Annotated in this window: 8 protein-coding genes; all 8 read right to left on the reverse strand. The window is 70.5% G+C overall.

What is annotated here, in order from left to right; all coding sequences use genetic code 11:
• Positions 1-63: 63 nt before the first annotated feature.
• On the reverse strand, positions 64-3,420 hold the full coding sequence (locus GQR16_RS14855; RefSeq protein WP_157415934.1) for a family 43 glycosylhydrolase: 3,357 nt from the start codon (positions 3,418-3,420) through the stop codon (positions 64-66).
• Entirely contained in the window at positions 3,414-6,041 is a 2,628-nt protein-coding gene (locus GQR16_RS14860; RefSeq protein WP_157415935.1) for an immunoglobulin-like domain-containing protein, read from the reverse strand. Before GQR16_RS14860 ends, GQR16_RS14855 begins: the two co-directional genes overlap by 7 nt.
• Before the next feature lie 64 nt (positions 6,042-6,105).
• Entirely contained in the window at positions 6,106-6,366 is a 261-nt protein-coding gene (locus GQR16_RS19620) for an LPXTG cell wall anchor domain-containing protein (protein WP_170298517.1), read from the reverse strand.
• Positions 6,363-7,406 carry a WxL protein peptidoglycan domain-containing protein gene (locus tag GQR16_RS14870; RefSeq protein ID WP_157415937.1) on the reverse strand — a complete coding sequence of 348 codons (1,044 nt, stop codon included), beginning with the start codon at positions 7,404-7,406 and terminating at the stop codon, positions 6,363-6,365. Before GQR16_RS14870 ends, GQR16_RS19620 begins: the two co-directional genes overlap by 4 nt.
• A 98-nt stretch (positions 7,407-7,504) precedes the next feature.
• Entirely contained in the window at positions 7,505-8,140 is a 636-nt protein-coding gene (locus GQR16_RS14875; protein ID WP_157415938.1) for a hypothetical protein, read from the reverse strand.
• Positions 8,141-8,369: 229 nt separating this feature from the next.
• Complete coding sequence (locus GQR16_RS14880; RefSeq protein ID WP_157415939.1) at positions 8,370-11,669, reverse strand: LamG-like jellyroll fold domain-containing protein; 3,300 nt, start codon at positions 11,667-11,669, stop codon at positions 8,370-8,372.
• Between the two features lie 85 nt (positions 11,670-11,754).
• A complete protein-coding gene (locus tag GQR16_RS14885; protein WP_157415940.1) occupies positions 11,755-15,909 on the reverse strand; it encodes a beta-L-arabinofuranosidase domain-containing protein in 4,155 nt (1,384 codons plus the stop codon).
• 75 nt (positions 15,910-15,984) lie between these two features.
• On the reverse strand, positions 15,985-18,681 hold the full coding sequence (locus GQR16_RS14890; protein WP_170298518.1) for a LamG-like jellyroll fold domain-containing protein: 2,697 nt from the start codon (positions 18,679-18,681) through the stop codon (positions 15,985-15,987).
• Positions 18,682-18,890 lie beyond the last annotated feature (209 nt).

Here is an 18,890-nt window from a genome sequence, read left to right on the forward strand (position 1 = left end):
GATCCAGTGCCGATCCGGTCGGCGCGCCCACGCGAACGCTCGCGTGGGCGCACCGATCCGAGATCAGCAGTTCCGTGCGGGGTACGCGGCGGTGAAGGTCTTCGCGACCCCGCCCGCCGACGTCACCTTCGCCGTGAGCTGTCCGGCGCCGAGCTCCGCCGTGCGCGTGCCGAACGTGGCCGACGCGCCCTTGCCGCTCGCGAGGGCGAGCTGCTTCTGGCCGAACGCCGACTCGACGAGCACGTCGACCTGGCCTGGGCCCGTGTTGGCGAGCGTCGCGACCAGGGTCGCCTTGCCCGCGACGCACCGGGTCTGCGCGGTGACCGAGAAGGTCGGCTGCTCGGGCGCCTCGACGACGACCGTCGTGCTGACGGTGCGGTTGCCGGTGGCGAGCCATTCCGTGTCGGTCATGTCGAGGATCGGGCTGCCGTCCTGGCGGAAGTAGACCATGCGCACGCCCGCGTCGCGGGTGCCGTTCTGCGTCGTCTTGGCGTGGAACACGTTGAGCAGGTTGCCGTCGTCGTCGTACGTGTACGAGTTGTGCCCCGGGCCCCAGTTGTTCGTGTTCGCACCCTCGTAGGTCCAGATCGGCGAGTTGCGCACGTTCCAGGATGCCGCGTCGAGCAGGTCGTCGCCCGACTCCGCCGTGGCGAGGCCGACCGCGTAGGTCCAGTCGACGCCCGAGCCCGAGAAGGTGATCATGACCTTGCCGTCGCGCTGCATGACGAACGGCCCCTCGACGACCTCGGTCGTGTTGTCCGACCAGCCGCGGTCGGGGAACGCGATCGTCCTCCGCTCGCCGATCAGCTGCCAGGAGCCGCTCGCCGAGGGCGCGACCTTCGCGATCTTCAGCACGGCCGGACCGGTCACCGGGGTGATGGCCCGTTCGGACCACACGACGTAGTCGGTGCCGGCGTCCTCGAAGTGCGTCATGTCGAGCGTGATGCCGGCGCCGTAGGTCGTGAGCGGCTGCCCACCGGCGTCGACCACGCGCTGCGGCGCGTCCCAGTCGGTGCGCACGAGCGGGTTGCCGCCCGGCTTCAGGTGCATCGTGTACGACTGCACGCCGTTCCACCCGTTGACGTTGTTCGGGTTGGCGGCGAACAGGATGTAGAGCTCGCCGTCGACGACGTGCAGCTCGGGGGCCCACAGCTGCGAGCCGACCTGGCCGGAGCCGGAGAGCCCGAGGCCGAGGATCTTGTTGTCGGCCGCCGTCGCGATGCCGGCGATCGTGTCGGACTGCCGGATGAAGAACTCGTCCTGCCCGTTGTCGTCGGTGGCGATGAACAGCCAGGTCTTCTCGCCGTTCGGCAGCGTGTACCGCAGCATGTGCGGGTCGGCCCGCCTCGCGATGAGCGGGAAGATCGCGTCGGTGCGCTGGAGGGTTCCGGTGACGGGGTACTCGCCCGGCGTCGTGGTGTCGACGCCCGCCGTGTCCCAGTCGACGCGGAACTCGTGCGTGCCGCCGTCGGAGTACTCGGCCGTGACCTTCGCGGGCAGGTCGAACTCCCCACCGGCCTCGACCGTCGTTGGCTCGGGCGTCTGGACGCCGGTGTTGTGCACCCGGCCGAGCCGCTGCTCCGCCGATCGCGCCTCGGCTGCCGTGAGCGGGATGATCGACGCGGTCTCCGAGGAGGTCACGGCGATGCCGCCCGTGCGGCCGGCGGGCTGCTGCCCGGCGCCGAGGTAGGCGACGGACGCGAGGTCCTCGGTGCTGCCGGTGAGCGTCGATCCCGCCGGGCCGGCCCACACGACGCGGTACGCGTCGAGTCGGGCATCCCACTCAGCGGAGACGGCACCCGATGAGGCCAGACCGGGCAGGGCGAGCAGGTCGAGCTCGGTCCAGTCGACGAGGTCGCGCGAGGTGAAGACCAGCGCGCCGGAGGCGTCGCCCGCACCCGCGGCGTCGACGCGGCGTGCGATGAGGCCGAAGCCCTCGTCGCCCTTCAGCCGGAACACGTAGGGGCTCGCCAGGTAGCGCTTCACGCCGTTGGCCGTCTCGGTCATGCCGGTGACCCTCGGGAACACCACGCCGGTGCCGGAGTTCAGCGCCGTGTAGGCGGTGCCGTCGGCGCTCAGGGCGAGGTGCGCGGTGCGCGTGACCTCGGGGTCGTCGCCGCCGCGCGTGTTCTTCGAGGTCGTGTAGGCCGCGATGCGATGGGCGGATGCCTCGGCGATGCGCACGTCGATCCGAGCCGTCGCGGCGTCGGGACCGGTGCCGACGACGGCTTCGAGCGTCGCCGCCTCGAGGCCGCTCGCCGGAGCGCCGGCGATGGCGCCGCCGACGACCGTTCCGGCACCGGACACGTGCGACCACGAGACCGGAAGCCCGAGCGCGGTGGTCGGGAGCACGTAGCCCTGCTCGAGCACCGACGGCAGCAGCAGCGCGTCGGCCGCGCGCTGCGCGGCCTGGGCCGCGGTCGGCGCGGCGAGCACCGTGACGGTGAAGGCCTTCGTCGCGGTCTTGCCGCGAACCGTGGCCGTCGCGGTGAGCGCGACCTGGGTGTCGGATGCCGGGCGCGTGACCTTGCCGTCGGGGCCGACGACGCCCGCAGGCGACGAGGTCCACGTCACGCCGCCCGACGTGGGCAGCACGAGGTCGGACTCGACCGCGGTCAGGCTCTGCGCGTTCGCCGCGGCGAGGTCGATGCCCGCGGCGACCTCGTTCGCGACCGCCGTGGCGTCGGTGACGGCAACGGCCGCGACATCGGCCGCGGTGAGCGCCTCGGAGTACACGCGGAACGACGAGACGCCGCCCTGGTAGAGCGAGTCGCCGTTGTACGCGGACTTGCCGATGAGGTTCTGCGTGTGCGTCGTCAGGTCGCTCAGGCTCACGGTCGAGTTCGTCTTCTCGGCGACCTGCACGCCGTCGATGAAGAGCCGCAGGGTCGACGTGGTGCCGTCGGCGTTCTTCGCGATCGTCGCGGCCACGGACTGCCACCGGTTCTCGGCGATCTTCGTCGCCGAGGTCACCGTCTGCTCGCCCGCCCAGTTCGTCTTCGAGATCGCCAGGCGCGGTGCGACGGGCTGGATGAAGAACTGCCCGGTCGAGGAGTCGCCCGAACCGCCGATGTTCCAGAGGAACTTCGCGCCCGTGAGCGCCGTCGGGCTCGTCTCGATCACGACGGTCGCCGCCGAACGACCGGCCAGCAGCCCGTCGGGCAGCTTCACGTGGTTCGAGCCCGTGAACTGCATGGACCCGCCGCGCCAGGCCGCCGCCCCGACGACGGCCGCATCGCGGCCGCCGCCCGAGAGATCGTGCACGACGGCGCCCGACGTCTCGGAGAAGTCGTACGACGCCAGCAGCGACGCCGGCTCCGCGCCCCACGCCGCCGGCGGGCCGGCGACCACGAGGCCGCCGATCACCGCGGCGCCCAGGAGCCCTGCCAGCATCCGCCCGCGCACCGGCCGCCTCAGCATGCGCGTGCCTCGTAGGCCGCACTGCCGGCGAAGCTCGCGCCCGCGGCCGATGCGGTGACGCCCAGGAATCCAGTGTCGAGCGAGGCGAGCCTCGTCGGGAAGGCCTGCGAGACGGTCTTGCCCGCCTGCACCCCGACGAACGTCTTGGTGCCGAACGCGGTCTCGACCGTGACATCCGCCGTCCTGCTGTCGGTGTTCTTCACCGTCGCGACGAGGCTCGCCTTGCCGGCGACGCACCTCGACGTCGCCGTGGCCTCGACGGAGAGGTCGGGGTTCGTGCCGACGCCCGCGTAGTGGAACATGACCCGCTGGTACTCCTGCGCGGTGATCGGCATGATGCCGCCGTGGCGCTTCTTCAGGGTGCCGAGGTTCACGTTGGTCGCCTTCGACCACACCGATGCCGAGGTCGAGTTGAGGTCGGTGGTGCGGAAGGGCAGGTACCCGCGTCCGGTGCCGTACTGGTCGGCGAGCAGGCCGTAGAGCTGCGCCGCGGCGCCCCGGTCGTCGTCGTTGTAGGCGAAGAACTCGGGGCCCTCGAGGCAGGCACCGGTGTAGTTCAGGCCGCCGGCGCACGTGCCGCTGCCGCTCAGGATCGACTGCAGCGTGCCGACGAGCACCCACTCCTGGTCGGTGCCGGTGGTCTTCGCCGTCGCCGAGGTCGTGACGGCGTCGAGCTTCTTCGAGCGCTCGATCGTGATCTGGCCGTCGCCGGAGGCCCGGTAGAACCAGTCGCCCACCTTGATCACGGTCGTGTCGATGATCGACCCCTGACGGTCGATCCACTTGACGGGCGTCGAGAAGGTGCGGAAGTCGCGCGTCGTCGACAGGTACATGTCGACGCTGTCGCCGAGTTCGGTGTTGCCGTCGGCCCGGGTCGCCCAGAACACGTAGTACTGCTGCGTCACCTCGTCCCAGACTGCCTCGGGCGCCCACGCCATGCCGACGTTCGGGATCTTGCTCGCCACGTCGGCGAAGCGCGGTTCGCTCCAGTTGACGAGATCGGTGGACTCCCAGATCACGAGGTCCTTCGATCCCGTGACGGTCGCGTTGGCCGAACCCCAGCCGCCGCGGTAGTAGATGCTGAGGTCGGTCGCGATGAGGTAGAACCGGTCGCCCTCGGGCGAGCGCACCACGAACGGGTCGCGCACGCCGCCGTCGCCCTGGCCCTTCGCGAGGGACAGCACCGGATTGCCGCTCGCGCGGGTGTCGGTGAAGGTGAGCGCGTCGCGGCTGGTCGCGAAGTAGATCTGCTCGTCGCTCGCGGCACCCTCGGTGCCGGTGAAGTGGGCGAACAGGTAGTCGGTCGTCTTGGCGAGTTCGACCGCCTTGCGCACGGTGAGCGGGATGTCACGGGTCGCCGTGACGCCGTTCTTCGACGCCGTGACGGTGAGCACGACGCGCGTGTCACCGCTCGCCGGGCGCGTCACGACGCCGGGGGCGACCGTGCCGGTGCCGACGACGTCGACGACGGCCGGGGCCGAGGAGCTCCACGTGAGCGTCGAGCCGAACCGCGGACCGGCCGTCGGCAGCGTGAGGTCGGAACGTACGTCGTCGGCGTACGGCAGGGTGATCGCGTCGAGGTCGCGCTGCGCCGCCTCGGCGGCGGTGGGTGCGCGGAGCACGGTCACGGTGAAGGCCTTCGTCGCCGTCTTGCCTCGCACGGTCGAGGTCGCCGTCAGCGTCACCTCGGTGTCGGATGCCGGCTGGGTGACCGTGCCGTCGGCGGCGACGATGCCGGCGGGCGACGACGTCCACGTCACGCTTCCGGCGGTCGGCAGCACGAGGTCGGTCTCGACCTTCGACAGGTCCTGCGGGTTCACGGCCGCCAGGTCGAGCGCCGCCGCCGTCTCAGCCGCGGCCGCCGTGGCATCCGTCGCCGCGATCGTCAGGAGGTCGGCCGCGGACAGCGCCTCCGAGTACACCCGGAACGCCGAGACATCCCCCTGATAGAGCGAATCGGCCGCGTACGCGGACTTGCCGATGAAGTTCATGGTGTGGGTCGCGAGGTCGCTCAGGTTGACGGTCGAGTTCGCCTTCTCGGCCACCTGCACGCCGTCGATGAAGAGCCGCAGCGTCGACGTCGTGCCGTCGGCGTTCTTCGCGATCGTCGCGGCCACGGACTGCCAGCGGTTCTCGGCGATCTTCGTCGCCGAGGTCACCGTCTGCTCGCCCGACCAGTTCGTCTTCGAGATCGCCAGGCGCGGTGCGACGGGCTGGATGAAGAACTGCCCGGTGGCGCCCTCGCCCGAGCCGCCGATGTTCCAGAGGAACTTGGCGCCCGACAGCGCCGTCGGGCTCGTCTCGATCACGATCGTGGCCGCCGACCGTCCGGCCAGCAGGCCGTCGGGCAGCTTCACGTGGTTCGACCCCGTGAAGCGCATGAATCCGCCGCGCCAGGCCTCGCCGCCCACGACGGTCGCATCGCGGCCGCCGCCCGACAGGTCGTGGGCGACGGTGCCCGAGGCCTCGGAGAAGTCGTACGAGGCCAGCGTCGATGCCGGCTCCGCACTCCAGGCCGCCGGGCCGATCATCGCCAGGCTTCCGGCCGCCAGCAGGGCGCTCGTCGCACCCGCGACCCATCTGCCCGCGCGCCGCGTGCGCGGCGTACCTTCTCGAACCATCAGAACCTCCTGTGAGCGTGGTCGTGCCCGAAGCCGGACCCGACGGATGTTGGAGCAGGGACGGTCAGCGGTGCGCGCGACCGATCGGATGCCGCGTGAAGACCGAGATGAGGAGCAGCGCCGCTCCACCGAGGAGCAGGGCGCCGACCCAGGTGATGAGGTCGCCGGCCGCTCCCGTCGACGGGAGCGATCCGGGATCGCAGTACTCGAGGCAGTCGAGCGGCAGGATGTCGACGCGGATCACGACGCCGTCGGGCACGTCGATCGTCGTTCCCCCTCCGACGACCGGGCCCAGCTCGAGGTGCCGCAGCGACCCCCCGATCACTTCCGCCCTTCCAGCGCCAGGTCGCGGCGCCCTTCCTCGCGAGCCTCCTCGAGCAGCGCGTCGAGTCGGCGCTTGGACCGACCGCGCCGCCAGAGCAGGGCCATCACGATGAGCACGATGCCGAGCACGACCAGCAACTGCGGCCACGGCACGGCCCAGACGAACACGCCGATCGACGAGGGTGCGACGGTCGTCTGCTCGCCGCCGACGGTGGTGACGGTCGGGGCGAGCTCGATCTCGCCCGGCAGGGCCAGCAGCGGCCAGACCTGACCGACCGCGAGCGAGAACGACCTGCTCTCGCCGGGCAGGACCTCCTGCGCGCGCTCGTTCTCGCCAGGGAAGGCGATGCTCCGCCCGGCGATCTCGAGCACGCCGGCCACCGCGAGCCGGGTGTTGCCCTCGTTGACCACGTCGAAGGAGACGTCGATGCTCCCCGGGCGGATCGGGTTCCACGAGGTGTTGTAGTCGGTGACGACCTTCGTCACCGAGAAGGCGGGGGCGAGCACGCCGGTGACCCGGGTCATGACCCGGAATCCGACGCGGCTCTCGACGCCGACGCCCGCGCCGTCGCCCTGCTTGACCGACAGCACCGACGCCGCGATGCCGGCGGCGTGATCACCGGGTTCGGCCTTCTCGGGCACGGTGATCGTGAACGGGACGACGACCGTGCCGCCGGGCGGAACGGTGACGCTCTCGGGCACGTCGATCCAGGTGCCGGCATCGGTCGACTCCTGGTCGGACGGGAGCATGTCGAAGCGCCCGTTGTCGTTGTAGTAGCCGTCGGCCGCCGAGAGGCGGAACGCGACCTCCTCCTCGCCGAGGTTGCGGACGGCGAAGTGGTCCTGCACCTCGGCTCCGGGATCGATGGGGTGCTCGACCGAGACGCGGCCGTCGGGGCCCGTCGCGTCGGCCGGCGTGACCGACCACGACACCGGCGCACCCTCCTCCGCGACCGCGGGCGCGGCGCCGGCCAGCCCCGCGGCGAGGCCGGCGACGGCGACGAGCGCAGCGAGTGCGGAGGAGAGACGGAAGCGGGTCATGGCGAGTCCTGGGGTGGAACGGGCCCCGGTCCGGTCGGTCCGGGGGCGAGGGGGTCGCGGCCGGGTCGATGGTGTCGCATCGACCCGGCCGCTGCGGATCAGTAGGTGTCTTCGAAGAGCGACAGCGTAAGCAGCGACGAGTAGCTGCCCGGGGCGACGTTCGCCGCGGTCTTCAGCTTGAGGTCGGCGGTGGTCGACCACGAGCCCTGTGCCGCCTTCGCGTCGGCGGAGTCCAGCGCCAGGTAGAGGAAGTCCTCACCGCTGGCCAGACCGGTGTTGTTGCCCGGCTGGGTCGGGGTGTCGGAGGCCGGGACGACCTCGCTGCCCGCGGCCACTTCGCCGTTGCCGTCGAGCACGTCGGCCGGCGACCAGCCGAGCTGGGTCGCCGGGATGTTCGGCTGCCCGGCGGTGCCGACGAAGTCGCCGGCCTGTCCGGTGACGTACCAGAAGACGCCGGCGGGCACGTCGTCGCGGGTGTCGGTGACGGTGACCGTCGGGAGCGTGCCGGTGAACTGCCGGTACGCGGCGGTCGAGCCGCCCTCGGTCAGGGTCGTCTCGGTGTCTTCCACCGTGAGGCTCAACGCGCCGTTCTCGACCGCCGCGATGTCGACCTTCACGTCGACGCCCGAGCTGTCGCCGGGGTCGGCCGCGAATGCGAGGCTTCCGACGCTCGCGAGCATGAGCCCGCCGACGATCCCCGCCGCGCAACGCGCTGCAGCACCTTTGCTGATCATGATTCCTCCAGTTTCTCGGTCGACTTCCGCCGAGCCGAATCGTCGTGCAGCAAGGGGGCTGTCACGTTCGTTTGGGTGGCTCGAGAGACGACCGAGGTCGGCGCCGTTGCCGGTGGCGACCCGTCGAGGGGTCGCAGTCGGTCCCGGAATGTTCCCGGGAACATTTACAGGATAGGCATGCAGTCGAATGCCGTCAAGGCATCTGCGACGTCCGCTCATCGAGCTCGCCTCAACTGCACGTCGCGGCCGCGTACGCGACCTCGATCGGGGCGACTGCGGCCGCGGGCGCACCCGCGGAAGCACCCGCCACGCTCGCCGTCGCCGCGGTCGACGGCGCCGCCACGGAAGCCGTGGCCGCCACGACGACGGACCCCGCGGGCAACGACTTCTCCCGCGTGGCGAAGGAGATCGACACCGCCTTCGACGGCGCCACCTCGACCACCCGCTCTCCGAACGCCGTGGTGATGCGCACGGATTGCCTGATCAGGCTGGAGTTCTCGACCGAGACGACCAGCGCGGCCTTTCCGACGGCGCATCGCGTGGTCGTCGTGACGCGCACCGTCGAGGGCGACTCGCCCACGACGACGCGCACGGCGACGGTGCGATGCTGCGGCGCGACCTCCTGGTCCCGACTCACCGAGAGATCGAGCATGCCGTTCGCGCGCACGTTCACGGCCTTGAACCAGGTGTTGCGGTCGGGATCGAAGAGACCGCCCGCTGCCGAACCGGAATGCTGCTCGGGGTACGGGCGCGCGTGGTACGCGAGCACCAGGTTGCCGGCCTCGTCGATCGCGAACGAATTGTGACCGGTACCACCCTGGCCCGCTCCGCCGATGCGGCCCGAGGCGGTGTCGTTCGTGTCGAGCACGGGGAACGGCACCTGGGTCCAGCTCGCGGCGTTCTTCAGGTCGGCGTCCTTCGCCGCCCTCAGGAGCCCCAGGTCGTAGTACTTGTCGACCGTGCCGCCCGAGTAGGTGAGGTAGACGTAGTCGCCGTACTCGACCATGTACGGCGCCTCGACGATGCCCTGGTCGTTTCCTTCGGTCGTGTCCGACGGCGTCGGGGCCGACTTGCCGTACTCCCAGGGCTGGCTGATGCCGTAGATCTGGCTGAGCCCGCCCTCGATCAGCGGCACGGTGCCGGTCGGGCCCATCTGCGCCCGTCCGACGAGGAGCTTCGCGGCGCTCGGCATGACCCAGTAGCCCTGCGTCGCGCCGTCCTCCTCGCGTTCGAGGTACGACACGTCGAACGCCGCGCCCTCGAGGACGGTCGGCTCGCCCCAGTTCGCCTGGTCGACGAGTCCGACGGCACGCAGCGAGGCGTCGCTGCCCGTGTACGGGATCAGCACGGTGTTGTCGCACCATCCGCCGGTCGGCGCGTAGCCCTTGTTCATGCCGGCGACGATCCACCAGCGGCCGTTGATCTTGTGGAACTCCTGCGCCCAGATGTACCCGCCCCACCCGTAGAAGGTGTTCGGGTACTGCGCCTGCTTCCCGGGGGTTCCCGCGTCGGGGTCGATGACGATCTGCTCGGGCGCGTCCTTCAGGCCCGCGATGGTCTTGGCGCGCTTGAGGCCGATCTTGCGATACGCGTTGGCGTCGATGAGCTGCGCGTTCGCCGCCGTCGACGGGATCGAGTAGTGCGAGCCCGTGAGGTACCAGTAGCCGTCGTCCTCGTTGAAGAACAGGTCGGGGTCGGCGCGGGCGTCGTTGACCATCTCCTCGGCGGTCTGCTGCACCGTGCCCGAGACCTCGTACGTTCCGGGCACGCCGGTGTCGATCGCGGCGAGGTCGCCCTCGTCCCAAGAGACCGCGAGATCCTTGGTCGATCCGTCGGTGTACTCCATGGTCGCCTTCGCGGGCAGGTCTGCGACGTCGAGGTCGTCGCCGAATGCGACGGCGACGTCGTCGATCGCGCGCACGCCCGTGTTCTGCAGGTCGACGTAGTTCTCGTAGAACGTCTCGAACTCTGCCTTCGACATCGCGAACGAGCTCGCCTGCGCCTGCATGGCGAATCCGGGCAGGCCCGCGCCGGCGACGCCGGACGCGATCACGTCGGCCTTCGTGGCGGGCGTCGGGGTGCTCGACCCCGTGAGGCCGTCGAGCCGCGCCACCCGCCCCTCGCCGGTCAGGCTGTCGGTCCAGTACGCCGTGTACCTGGCCGACGCGGCGTCGAACACGATGCGCGGGTCGGTGACGACGGACCCGTCGGCCGAGACTTTGACGGCTCGCTGGTTGCGGAAGGTCGCGCCGTCGACGGCGTCCCACACGTAGACGGAGTCGGTGGCGTTGTTCTGCGAGGCGACCGCGCCGAGCGTTCCGTCTGCGAGGCGGAACAGCGAGGGCGACCCGATCTGGGCGTTCGGCTTGGCGGCCTGCGTGCCGTCCCACGCGACCGACAGAATCGACTGGGCGCGGTTCAGCGACTCCCAGCTCGGAGCGCCGTCGGGGCGGGCCGAGACGAACAGCGCGTCGCTCCGGCGGTCGTCGTCGTAGGCGAGCGGATCGTCCTTCACCCCGCCGACGGTGGTGACCTTCTTCACGTACGCGGCGATGTCGCCGCCCGCGTCGAGGATCTGCGCCGTGCCCGTGACCGGGGTCGCGACGCCGTCGATGCTCGCCGTGAGGCTCACCTCGACGGATCCGGATTCCGGACGGTCGACCGAGCCGTCGGCGCCGACGAGGGAAGCGCCGTCGCCCGCGGCCGTCCAGGTCACGGCACGCCCGAGCACGCTCGAGGGCAGGTCGCCGGTGATCCGCGCGGGGATCGCGAGTGCGGCCGCCGGGTCGCTCGGCGCGGTCGCCACGCCCAGCTCGGCCGGGGTGAGTGCACGGTTGTAGATGCGCACGTTGTCGAGCAGTCCAGAGAAGTACTCGCCGCTGGCCCAGTTCGCCTTGCCGAGCTGGAGCACGCCTCCGGCGGCGCCGACGATCGTCGAGAGGTTCTTGCCGGTCGTGTTCGTCGCGACGAGCTTCTGGTTCACGAACAGTCGGGCGGTGGCCCCCGAGATCACGAGGTCCACGTGCTTCCACGCGGTGTTCGCGGTCGTGGTGACGAGGTTGCCGGCGGTCACGCGCGTTCCCGCGTTGTCGTAGCGTTCGACCGTGATGCCCGTGGTCTTGTCGAGCACGCCGACGTAGTGCTCGTTCTGGTAGGTCTGGGTCGCGGTGCTGCGGGCGGCGAACACCGACCATCCCGCGTTCGCCGCGGCATCCGGCCTGCTGTCGTACGAGATGGTCACGTCGTCGAGCCCGGCCAGCAGCGGGGTGCCGTCGCGCTTGGCGACGTCGAGCCAGAAGCCGCTGCCCACCTTGGCCGCCTTGCCGCTCTGGCCGTCGACGAGTGCCGCGGTGCCGCGCGTCGTGGCGATCGCACCGCCGCCGTCGAAGCTCGTCGTGCCGGTCTCGAAGGTGAAGTCGGCGAGCAGCGCGTCAGCGGGCGCCGCGGCGAGCGCCACCGATGGCGTGAGGATGCCGACGCACATCGCCGCAGCCGCTGCGACCCCGAGCAGTCGTCTCGTTGGTGTCATGGTTCGTCGCGCTCCTCGTGTGCTCTCGATCGGAAGGTGGTGCGGCGACCGCCACCGCGTGCGCGATGACGGCCGCCGGGCCTGGTCAGCCGCAGCTGAGGGCGGGGTACGCGGCGGGGACCTCGGTCGTGACGGTCCGCCCGTCGATCGAGCCGGTCGCGACGACCGCGACCGAGCCGGCGCCGATCGAGCCGGCGCGGGTCGAGAACGTCTTCGAGACCGTCTTGCCCGCGGCGAGCGCGGCGGTGGCCGTGCCGTAGGCGGAGGTCTCGGCGAGCTCGACCGGCACGTCGCCGCCGTTCGTGGCCTTCACGACGATCACGGCCTTGCCTGCCACGCAGCGCGCCGACGCCTCGGCGGTCACGGCCAGCTCGGGTTCGGGCGCGGCGCGGACGATCTGCAGGGTGTACGCGACGTTCGTCGTGTGGTCCTGCGCGTACGCCTTCACGACCGTCGTGGTCGGGGTCTCCCCCGCCGCGACGGCGACCGTGCGGGGCTCGGTGTCGTCGATGAGGATCCCGTCGACGTGCACCAGGCCGCTCGGCACGGCCGGGTCGAGGTCGAGCTTCACGCTCGTCGCGTCCAGCGGCACGGTGATGGTGTACTCGTGCCGACCTGCGGCCAGTGCCGGTGAGAGCGTGCCGCCGTCGACGCCGAGCCTGGCGAGCTCGGCCGACGTGCCGTAGCTGTTCGACGACGAGGTGTACACGCCGAACACGCCACCGACGAAGCTCGTGCCGTTGCTCTGGAAGCGCACGGTCACGACGGGCACCTTCGCGCCGTGCTCGTCGAGCACGTACTGGCCGCTCTGGTCGCGCTTGTAGCTGTCCTTCGCCGCGATGCCGTCGAGGATCGACTGCGGGATCTGGTCGTACCGGATGTACCAGCTCGTGGCGCCGCCCGCGTTCGTGATCGTCTCGTGCTTCAGCAGCACGTCGTTCAGGTACACGTCGAACGTGCGGCCGTTGTCGCCGCCGTAGTAGCGCACGCCCAGGTAGTTCTTCGGGAGCGACGGGTCGACGATCATGTCGTACTGGAAGTAGGCCCCGGCGGCGGCCGGCGCGTGCCGGAACCCCTGGCCGTTGTAGACGCCAACGGTCGAGTTGGAGACCTTGTAGTTCTTGTCGGCCTCGCTGTTGTTGTCGTCGAACGAGGTGAGCGAGTCGATCGTCGTCTCGGCCACGCGCAGCTGCTGCTTGCCCTTGAGGATGAGCGCCTGCGCCTCCGCCGAGTCGGGCTCGACCAGGGTCATGTACGTCGCGTATCGGGCGTCGTACAGGCTGTAGTACGGCTCGAAGGTGAGCGCGGCCGAGGTCTGGTCGACACCGTGCAGCTTGAACCGCATGGTGGTGAGGCCGTTCGCGTTCTCGCCGTCGGCGATGCGCTCGATGTTGGTCGCCGCGTTCGCCTTCCAGTCGTCGGCGTCGGCCACGATCACGTCGGAGCTCAGCGACTTGTCGGCGACGCTCATCTCGACGAGCACGCCGGCGGTGTAGCTGGCGTTCACGTTGTCGCGGCTGAGCTCGGTCGCGAGCAGCACCGGTCCGTACGTGAAGGCGACCCAGTTCGGGTTCTCGGTGTCGTCGTCGATCGCGACCTCCGCGGGCAGCGTGTAGGCGATCTCGTCACCCGCGGCGACCGGCACCTCGAGGTAGCCGTCGACCTCGAGCGCCGCGACATCCCGAGCCTCGCCGTTGACCGTCAACGTCGGGGTCGAGGCGACCCAGTCGGGCACGCGCAGCTTCACCACGGTGCCGTCGGCGACGTCGCCGTCGTCGAGCGCGCTCACCTCGAGCTGCACGTTCGGGCTGGCCGGCACGTCGGCCGTCTGCACGAGCCGCAGGTTCTGCGATTCGGAACGCAGCTCCGAGCTGCGGAATTGGTTCACGTACACCGAGGTCGAGTCGGTGAAGTAGATCGAGTCGCCGACCTTGGTGAAACTCTCGATGCCCGTGCCGTGGTCGCACCAGAACTGGTCGATGGGCGTGCCGAACACCTTCGCGTAGCCCGCGGTCTGGGGCTGGAAGTACGTGACCATGCCCGTCTCGGGGTTCTGCGAGGCGAGGATCGTGTTGATGAACGTCGATTCGTAGAAGTCGGCGTACTTGACGTCCTTCGTCACGGCGAAGAGGGCGTGGCTGAGCTTCAGCATGTTGTACTCGTTGCAGCCCTCGGCCGTGGAGTTCTCGCCGTAGCCCGAGGTGACGCCGTTGGTGGCGAACTGGTACAGCGTGTCGGCGCCGTGGAAGTGCTCCGACTGGCTGTTCGCGCCGTTCGCGTAGGTGTGGTCGTCGATGACGATCTGCCAGAACTTCTCGGCCGCGGTGCGGTACATGGGCAGCGCGTCCTTCTCGGCCTGGGTGAGCGTCGCGTACAGCTCGGGATCGTCCATGAACACCGTGTAGCGCTTCAGGGCGCCGACGAGCTTCGGGATCGTGGTGTTCGCGTGCTTGCCGTTCAGCACGTCCTGTCCGTTCGCGAGCTGCTGGAAGAGCGTGACCTCGTCGAAGTACTCGGCCGCGCGCTTGTGCGTCGGGTTCTTCGTGAGGCTGTACAGCTCGTACAGCGCCTCGTTCATGCCGCCGTACTCGGTGTTCAGGATGATGGCGGGGTTCGAGAGCGACGCCGCGTAGTTCTTCACCCAGGTGCCGAATCCGGATGCCACCGACAGGGCCTTGGTCGAGACGGCGGCCGGTGCGTACTCGTGGGCGTCGAGGAGCCCGGCGAGCACCTTGTGCAGGTTGTAGAACGGCACGAGGAGGCCGTCCTTTCCGCTGGGCAGGGCGCTCAGGGCGAAGGGCGCGACGTAGCCGGCGCTCGAGGGGTTCGCGGCGGCCCAGGCGTCCTGGCAGCGCTTGAGCCCGTCGACCGCCGCGGTCAGCTTGGCGAGCAGCTGCGCCTTCACCGCGGCATCCGTCGTCGTGGCGTAGGCCTGCGAGAGGGCGGAGATGTAGTGGCCGAAGAAGTGGCCCTGGAAGCGGGTGCCGGTCGAGCGCTCCCATCCGCCGTACCCGCTCGCGGTGGTCGGCGTGAGGCCGGCCTGCACGTACCAGGAGTAGAGGAACTTCTCGGGGTCGAGGCTCAGCAGGTAGTCGATGGTCTGCCCGTTGGCGTTCTCGAGGTAGCCGTCGGTGACGGTCACGTTCTCGAGCCCGGCGTCGTCGAGGTACTGCGAGATCGCCTCGCCGGCGGGCTGCACGACGACGTCGAACCCGCGCGTGACCTGGTCGCCGCCCCCGTAGCTCGCGGTCGCGGTGAGGTGCACCTCGGCCGCGGCTCCTTCGGGGCGCGTGACGTGCGCCGTGCCGCCGTCGATCGAGATCGTCGTCTCGTCGGACGAGGTCCACGAGATCGTGCTGCCCTTCGCACCGACGGTCGGCACGCCGAAGTCGACGGTGGTGCTCTCGGGCACGGAGATCGCGTCGAGGTCGGACTGCGCGACCGCGGCCGGGTCGAACGCCGGGTTGTTGCGCTTGGTCAGGGTCACGACGTCGGCGACGGTCGCGACGCCGTTGAAGAGCGCGTAGTCGTCGAGCAGGCCCTTCAGGTACGAGCCGTTGTAGTTCGGGCCGTTGTAGCCGAGCGTCTTGGTGCTCGTGCTCTCGGAGCCGAGCACGCCGGAGGCGGTCGCACTCACGGGGGTCTTCACGGTGGTGGGCTGCTGCACGCCGTTGCGGTAGAACGCGACGGCCTTCGTCGTGTGGTCGTAGGTCGCCACGATGTGGGTCCACTGCCCGGCCGGGAAGAAGGCCGCCCGGCCCCCGTCGACGGCGACCTTGTACGGCTGCCCGGCCGAGGGCCCGATCGAGAGCGCGAGCGGAGTCGTGTCGCTCTCGGAGGTGAGGTACCAGCCGTCGGAGTTGTAGGCGGTCTTGCTCCACGCGAAGACCTGCTCGGCGCTCATGGCCGAGCTCGGGTTGTACCAGAACGAGACGGTGAGGTCCTGCGGCTGCAGGTACGAGGCGGTGCCGAGCTTCAGCGCGGTCGACCCGTTGAACGAGAAGGCCTGGCCGTGGATGCCGGTCCCGTAGGCCGCCGCACCGCGCTGCAGGCTCACGGCTGCCGCGTTCGCGCTCGTGTCGGCGAGGTCGCCGTCGAGCTTCAGCTCGAGCACCTTCGACGCCTCGATGCTGAGGTCGCCGGGTGCAGCGAGCGCCGCAGGGGCGACCGAGGCGGTGACGAGACCGCCGAGCAGTGCCCCGGCTGCGGCGAGCGCGACGGTGCGTGCCAGTTTCACCATGGGAGGTGTCCTTTCGGAGTGATCAGGAGGTGCAGGTCAGGTGCGGTGCGGGACCCGGGAGGGCACCCGATGCGATCAGTTGCAGGCGCGGGCCGCGAAGGCCGCCGTCTTCGACCCCGCGGCCGAGGTCGCGACGACGTCGCCGCCCGGGATCGAGGCGAGCCGCGTGCTGAACGTCTGGCCGGCGGTCTTGCCCGCGGCGACCTGGACGGTCTTCGAGCCGTACGGCGTGACGACCGAGATCCCGGCCGCCGCGTCGCCGGTGTTCGAGACCTGGCTCACGAGCACGGCCTTGCCGGCGACGCAGCGCGTCTCGGCCTGCACCGTGAACGCGGGGCCCGAAGGTGCCGCGGTCACGACGACGGTCGCGCCGACCGTGACGGCCCGGCTGCTCGAGAGCACCCGGTCGGGCGCGTTCCAGGCGGTCGACCCGCCGGCGCCGGTCCACGTGTCGAGGTTCGCGCCGTAGGTGCCGACGACACCGGTGACCGCGTAGGTGCCGGGGGTCGTCAGGTCGACGGATGCCGCGTTCCACGTCACGGGTCGCGACGCCGTTCCGCGGTCGTAGGCCAGCCGCACGTCGGCGGTCTCGGGCAGCGCGTCGGCGAGCGCACCGGCGGTGCTGCCCTGGGCGAGCTCGACGGAGCCGAGGTCGGTCGAGACGGCCGTCGCGGCATCCGAGGCCCTGACCGTGTCGTACTGCGCCTTGGTGACCGAGATCACGCCGCCGTGCTTGGTGCTCGGGGCCATGAAGAAGCCGGGGTCGGTCAGCTGGGTCCAGCCGGCGTCGAGGTCGGTGGTCGTCATCGGGCGGTAGCCGGTCGAGGGGATCACGTCGACGTAGAGGTACCAGCGGTCCTCGCTGTGACTCTTGAAGACCGCGGGGCCCTCGACGCCGCCGGCGTTGCCGCCGGCCCAGGCTGCACCGATCTTGGTCTGGAGCTGGGTCCACGAGGTGCCGGACTCCCACCAGCGCGCGGCCGTGGTCGACTCCATGTAGATGCCCTTGCCGAGGCCGTTGTCCTTCGTGATGCGGTACGTCGTGCCGCCGTCCTGGATCATCGTGGTGTCGATCGCGTTCGCGCCGGGGTCGACGAAGGGTCCGCCGTAGGCGTAGGTGTCCTGGGTGAAGTCGGTCGTGGCGCCCCAGAGCACGCGGTTGTAGCTCGAGCCGGAGTGCTCGGCGTTCTGGTAGACGTTCGAGGCCCAGTACAGGACGAACGCACCGCGGCCGTCGGGGTAGTAGTCGTCGACCCAGGTCGCCTCGGGCGCCCAGGCCATGCCGAGCTCGGCGACCTCGACTCCGGTCGCGTCGAGCGAGACGTCGATGCTGCGGGGCGCTCCCCAGGCCACGAGGTCGGTGGACTCCCACACGAGCAGCTTGGTGCTGGCGCTCTTGGTCCAGTAGCACCAGCTCGTGCACGAGCCGGAGCCGCCGTCGCCGCCGAACACGCGCAGGTCGGTCGCGATGATGTAGTACGTCTGCGTCTCGGGGTTGTAGGTCAGGTAGGGGTCGCGGATGCCGGTGGTGCCGAGCTGCGAGGCGAGGATCGGCTTGCCGCCGTTCAGCGGGTCCCACTGCTCGGGGTCGTCGCCGCGCGACACGTCGAGGTAGATCTTCTCGGCGTAGCCGGCGGAATCCTCGATGAAGTGCACCAGGAGGTAGCCGTAGTCGTCGGCCGCCTCGACCGCGGGGGCGATGCTCACCGGGATCTGCTTCGAGGCGCTCACGCCCCGCACCGTGGCCGTCGCGGTGACGGTGCCGGATGCCGCGGGCGACCCGGGGGCCGGCTGCACGGCCTGGAGGGTCGTGCCGCTCGCGCCGAGCGCGAGTCCGGCCGACGGCGCCGACCAGCTGAGCCCGGCCGCCGCCGAGGTGGGCAGCGTGATCGACGAGTCGGTCATCGCGATGGGCTGGATCGCGTCGAGCGCGGCCTGGGCGCTCGTGGTGAAGGTCGAGGCGTGCAGGCCGGCGTCGGCATCGGACACGGCGGCGACCTCGGCGCCCGAGAGCGCCCGGCCGTAGGCGCGGAACGCCGAGACCTCGCCCTTGTAGAACGGGTCGGGCCAGGGCGAGCGGCCGATCGCGTCGACCGTCTGGGTCGTGATCGACGACGGCTCGAGGGTCGTCGCGATCTGACCGACCTTGACGCCGTCGATGTAGAAGGCCAGCGTGTCGGCCGCACCGTCGAGCACCGTCGTGACGCTGTACCAGCGATCGGCGGCGAGCGAGGCGGTGGCCCTGGCGTTCGCCTCTCCGCCGTTGCTCGAGGTGGTGATCGCGGTGCGCGCCTTGTCGCGCATCGAGGCGAAGAAGTACGAGGTGGTGCTGTCGCTGCCGATGTTCCAGAGGAAGTTGAAGGTCGTGAGCATGGAGGCGTCGAACTTCGTCTCGACGGTGATCGTCGCCGACTGCTTGCCCGAGAGCAGGCCGTCGGGCAGGCGCACCCAGTCTGCGGTGCTGGTCTTGGCGCCGCCGGTGAACTTCAGCGACGAACCGGTCCAGAGGGCGTCGGTGCCGTTGACGACGGATGCCGCGCCCACCGTCGACGAGCCGCCGGCCGTGTTGGCCACGGCGGTGCCCGTCGTCTGCGTGAAGAGGTACTCGGCCAGGAGCCCGTTGCGGGGCGCGGCCGCGGTGGCGGCGTTCGCGGCGTCGGCCGGCCCGACGGCGGGGAGCGGTGCGGCCACGGTCGCGGTCGCCAGGATGGCGGCGCCGAGGGCGAGGCCACCGGCGCGCAGGGCGCGGGTGATGACGGCGTGCTTCGACATTGAGAGCTCCTCGAGCCTTCGGCTTCGTTGACGGGCTGGGTCCGGTGATGAACGATTGTTACCGGTAACGGCGAGACCGTAGCACACCCTCGAGACGGCACGCCAGAGGTTCATCCTGAGGATTTCTCTTTGCTTCGAAACCCTTGGCAACTCGAAATGTGTCCGGTAACATTCTGGCGATCCGGCGCACTTCGCCGGAATCCTCGTCA

It is taken from the genome of Agromyces allii, from assembly GCF_009749385.1.
Lineage (GTDB): Bacteria > Actinomycetota > Actinomycetes > Actinomycetales > Microbacteriaceae > Agromyces > Agromyces allii.

Coding starts and splice junctions, on each gene's coding strand:
- GQR16_RS14875 (WP_157415938.1), bottom strand. CDS start 8,140: ATGATCAGCAAAGGTGCTGCAGCGCGTTGCGCGGCGGGGATCGTCGGC.
- GQR16_RS14855 (WP_157415934.1), bottom strand. CDS start 3,420: ATGCTGAGGCGGCCGGTGCGCGGGCGGATGCTGGCAGGGCTCCTGGGC.
- GQR16_RS14890 (WP_170298518.1), bottom strand. CDS start 18,681: ATGTCGAAGCACGCCGTCATCACCCGCGCCCTGCGCGCCGGTGGCCTC.
- GQR16_RS14870 (WP_157415937.1), bottom strand. CDS start 7,406: ATGACCCGCTTCCGTCTCTCCTCCGCACTCGCTGCGCTCGTCGCCGTC.
- GQR16_RS14880 (WP_157415939.1), bottom strand. CDS start 11,669: ATGACACCAACGAGACGACTGCTCGGGGTCGCAGCGGCTGCGGCGATG.
- GQR16_RS14885 (WP_157415940.1), bottom strand. CDS start 15,909: ATGGTGAAACTGGCACGCACCGTCGCGCTCGCCGCAGCCGGGGCACTG.
- GQR16_RS14860 (WP_157415935.1), bottom strand. CDS start 6,041: ATGGTTCGAGAAGGTACGCCGCGCACGCGGCGCGCGGGCAGATGGGTC.